The sequence below is a fragment of the Leifsonia sp. HAY1-4F genome, from assembly GCF_056755275.1.
The window spans coordinates 1-3807 of record NZ_JBNDHX010000171.1 but is presented as its reverse complement, the minus strand read 5'-3'; the positions used below and the strand labels follow the sequence as shown (position 1 = coordinate 3807).

The 3807-nt window shown below is 70.9% G+C and carries 5 protein-coding genes; 4 read left to right on the top strand and 1 reads right to left on the bottom strand.

From position 1 onward, the window contains the following. Positions 1-117: 117 nt before the first annotated feature. Positions 118-1182, bottom strand: a complete 1065-nt coding sequence (locus ACPYOG_RS18800; protein ID WP_481295665.1) for a lactonase family protein — start codon at positions 1180-1182, stop codon at positions 118-120. A 44-nt stretch (positions 1183-1226) separates the two neighbouring features. Here ACPYOG_RS18800 and nucS point away from each other — a divergent pair, with 44 nt between their 5' ends. From nucS to ACPYOG_RS18780, 4 genes are all read left to right on the top strand, one after another. Further along, positions 1227-1922, top strand: a complete 696-nt coding sequence (nucS, locus tag ACPYOG_RS18795) for an endonuclease NucS (protein WP_481295664.1) — start codon at positions 1227-1229, stop codon at positions 1920-1922. After that, a complete protein-coding gene (locus ACPYOG_RS18790; RefSeq protein ID WP_481295663.1) occupies positions 1922-2347 on the top strand; it encodes an SseB family protein in 426 nt (141 codons plus the stop codon). The genes nucS and ACPYOG_RS18790 overlap by 1 nt, the downstream gene beginning before the upstream one ends. Positions 2348-2384: 37 nt before the next feature. Continuing rightward, on the top strand, positions 2385-3062 hold the full coding sequence (locus tag ACPYOG_RS18785) for an HAD family hydrolase (protein ID WP_090035435.1): 678 nt from the start codon (positions 2385-2387) through the stop codon (positions 3060-3062). 130 nt (positions 3063-3192) lie between these two features. After that, positions 3193-3648 (top strand): hypothetical protein, encoded by a 456-nt coding sequence (locus ACPYOG_RS18780; RefSeq protein ID WP_481295662.1) that lies wholly within the window; start codon positions 3193-3195, stop codon positions 3646-3648. Positions 3649-3807: the final 159 nt, after the last annotated feature.

Sequence of the window (3807 nt, the reverse complement as noted above, 5' to 3'; positions counted from 1 at the left end):
TCCGTCGTCGGCAGCGTCAGATGTGTATAAGAGACAGCGAGTACGCAAAGACTGCACGCGACACGCCGGGCGAGCGTGCAATCTGTGCGGACTCGACGGTGGGGGGCGGGGCGCAGGTCAGGCGAAGGCCAGGCAGACGGGGGTGGGCACGGCGGATGCGCCGAGCGGGGTGAGCGTGCGCGACGTCTCGTCGAAGGCGAACACGGTCACGACGTCGCTGTCCTGGCAGGCGGCGAGCACCCGGTCGCCGCCGGGCGCGATCACGAGGTCGCGCGGCGTCCGTCCGCCCACCGGGATGGAGGCGACGAGCGTGAGCCGCGACGCCTCCGGTTCGAATCCGAACACGGCGATCGTGTCGTCCCCGCGGTTGCTGGCCAGCACGGTGGTACCGGACGCGCTGACGCAGACCGCCGCCGGCGCATTGTCCCCGCGCGCGCCGTCCGCGCGTGTCGTGGTGCTCTGCGCCCGCACGAACCGGTCGCCGTCCCTCCGGAGCACGTCGATGCTGGAGTCCAGCTCGTTGACGACGACCACGTGCCGGCCGTCCGGGAGGAAGGCGAGGTGCCGCGGCCCGGCGGACCCGAGCACCACGGTCGCCTCCGGCCGCAGGCTCAGCCGCCCGTCGTCCGAGAGGGCGTACCAGCGCACCTCGCCGAGCCCGAGGTCGACGACCACGACATCTCCGCTCACCGGATCCACGTTCAGCTGGTGGACGTGCGGCGCGTCCTGGCGCGACGGCTCCGGGCCCCGGCCCTCGTGCTGCACGAAGGCCGTCCGCTCCCCGATCGACCCGTCGTCGTTCAGAGCGAACACCGAGACGGTCCCGCTCCCGTAGGTGCCCGTGATCAGCAGCGGCCGGGAGGGATGCACCACCAGGTGAGCCGGCGACGCACCACCGCTCGACACCGATCCGAGCTCGGTCAGCGTCCCGTCCTCCGCCCGCGCGAACGCCACGACCGCACCGTCGGGCTCCGTCTCGCTGACCGCGTACGCGGCCGCCCCATCCGGCGCGACCGCCACCCAGGACGGGTTGGCGGGGCCCCCGGCGCCCCCGGCGCCGACGGCGAGCGCGACCTCCGTCACCGCCGTTCCGTCGAACCGGGCCGAGAGCAGTCCGTCGGAATGACCGTCGACGAACGGGAGGCGCTCGGTGTACGTACCGATGAGGAGGTGACGGGTCATGCGTCCATCCTTACCACCCACCCGCCTCGCCGTAGGATGTTCCGGTGCGCCTTGTCATTGCCAACTGCTCCGTGGACTACGCCGGCCGGCTCAGCGCACACCTTCCGCAGGCCACTCGCCTGCTCATGCTGAAGGCCGACGGCAGCCTCCTGGTCCACTCGGACGGCGGCTCGTACAAGCCGCTGAACTGGATGAGCCCACCCTGCACCCTGACGGTGGACGAGCCCGACGACCTGCAGCGCGCCGCCGGCATCCGTGAGGTCTGGCGCGTCACCCAGGCCAAGACGGCCGACATGCTCGTGGTGTCCATCCACGAGATCCTCAGCGACACCGCGCACGACCTCGGAATCGACCCCGGGCTGCAGAAGGACGGCGTGGAGGCGCACCTGCAGAAGCTGCTGGCCGAGCAGATCCACCTCCTCGGCGACGGGCACGTGCTCGTCCGCCGCGAGTACATGACCGCAATCGGTCCGGTCGACATCCTGGCCCGGGATGCAGGGGGCGCCGCCGTGGCCGTCGAGCTCAAGCGCCGCGGCGACATCGACGGCGTCGAGCAGCTGACGCGCTACCTCGAGCTGATGAACCGCGACCCGCACCTCGCCCCCGTGAGCGGCATCTTCGCGGCTCAGGAGATCAAGCCGCAGGCCCGCACGCTCGCCGAGGACCGCGGCATCCGCTGCCTGGTACTCGACTACGACGCGATGCGCGGGCTGGACGACAGCGAGAGCAGGCTGTTCTGATGGCGGGCCCGAGGGGTCGCTTCCCGCAGAGCTACGAGAACGCGCCGGTGCGGAAGGCGCTCGCCGTGATCACGGTGGAGCCCACCCTCGAGAATCTGGATGCGCTGCTCGCCGCCGCGACGCAGGGCGGACTGGTCGTGGATGTGACCGGCTCGACCCCGGACGACACACGCCTGCGCACGATCAGCTCCACCACCGGCGAGGCGGTGCTGCCGCTCTTCACGTCGATGGATGCGCTGCGCGCGGCTGTCGCGCAGACCGCCGGCGGCGAGGGGACACCGGTGCAGGCCGTCATCGTGCCGGCCCTCGAGGCGCTCGGCTTCATCCGTACCGCCGACTTCGTCGCCGTTCAGTTCGACCCCGGCGCCGAGCACACGATGGTGGTCGCACGCTCGCACATCGAATCCGCTCTCGGCGGCCGCTGAGCGCCGACTCAGATACGTCACATACCATAGGACAGCCATGACCAACCCGATCATCACCGTCACTCGCACCTGGACCTGCGTCCTGTTCGACCTCGACGGCACCCTCACCGACTCCGCCCCCGGCATCACCTCATCGCTCGCGCGCATGTTCGCAGCGCTCGGGCGACCCGTCCCCTCCCCGGCCCAGCTCATCCAGTACGTCGGGCCGCCGCTGCTGGATTCCCTGCGGGACTTCGGCGGGATGACGGAGCCGGCGGCTCGCGAAGCCCTCGCCGTCTACCGCGCCGACTATGCGCAGCACGGCGCGCTCGACTCCGCCGTCTTCCCCGGCATCCGGGGACTGCTGCAGCGCCTCCACGCGGCCGGCATCCCGCTCGCCCTGGCCACCAGCAAGCCGGAGATCCAGGCGACGCAGATCCTCGAGCACTTCGACCTCGCCCAGTACTTCGACGTCATCAGCGGCGCGACAGAGGACGAGAGCCGCAGCGCCAAGGCGGATGTGGTGGCGGAGGCCCTGCGCCGCCTGGAGGAGCTCGGCATCGACCTCGGGCACACCGTCATGGTGGGAGACCGCGCGTACGACGTCGAGGGCGCGAGCGCGCACGGCCTGCCGACCATCCTCGTGGAGTGGGGCTACGGCTCGCCCGCTGAGGCGGCCGGCGCGATCGCCGTCGTCCACTCGGCCGATCAGCTGAGCTCGCTGCTGCTCGGCTGAGCGCGCGGGCCAGCGGGCCCGGCGCCCTGCGGGCCGGTCTGCCCTCAGCGGAGAGGACTAGGCGAGCCTGGACTGCGCAGGTAGGCTGCTGTGTTGCGAAACCGCACCTCATACAGCACTAGGAATCCATATGCGCTCACGTAATCCGTTCGTCCCGGCTGCCATCGTGGCAGCCCTCACCATCGGCTCGCTGGCGGCCTGCTCCAGCAATGGCAACTCCAATTACGTCACACCGCAGACCGCGTCCTCATCGTCCTCGTCCTCGTCCTCGTCCTCGTCCTCGGGCGGGTCCTCCGAGGGAGCCACGTCGGAGACACTGCCCTCCGACTTCCCCAAGAACGACGTCCCGATCATCGACGGCACCATCGTCGTGGCGCGGGGCGACAAGGTGAACGGCTGGTCGGTCACGGTCCAGCCGTCCGGCAAGACCGGCTTCGCCGACGCGAAGTCCGCCCTCGAGGGCAAGGGCTACAAGGTCCAGTCCGGCGCGACCGACAAGGCCGCCGTCTACAGCAACGGCACCTACACCGTAGGCGTGAAGACCCCCGGAGTCTCCGTCACCTACAGCGTGACCGCCACCCAGTAGCCCCCACCCCCTTTCCCACCCGCACCGCCCCTCACCGCCTGTCTCTTATACACATCTCCGAGCCCACGAGACACTCGCTAATCTGGGGGGGGGGGTTTTGTTTGGGAGGGGGGGGGGGGGGGGGGGGGGGGGGGGGGGGGGGGGGGGGGGGGGGGGGGG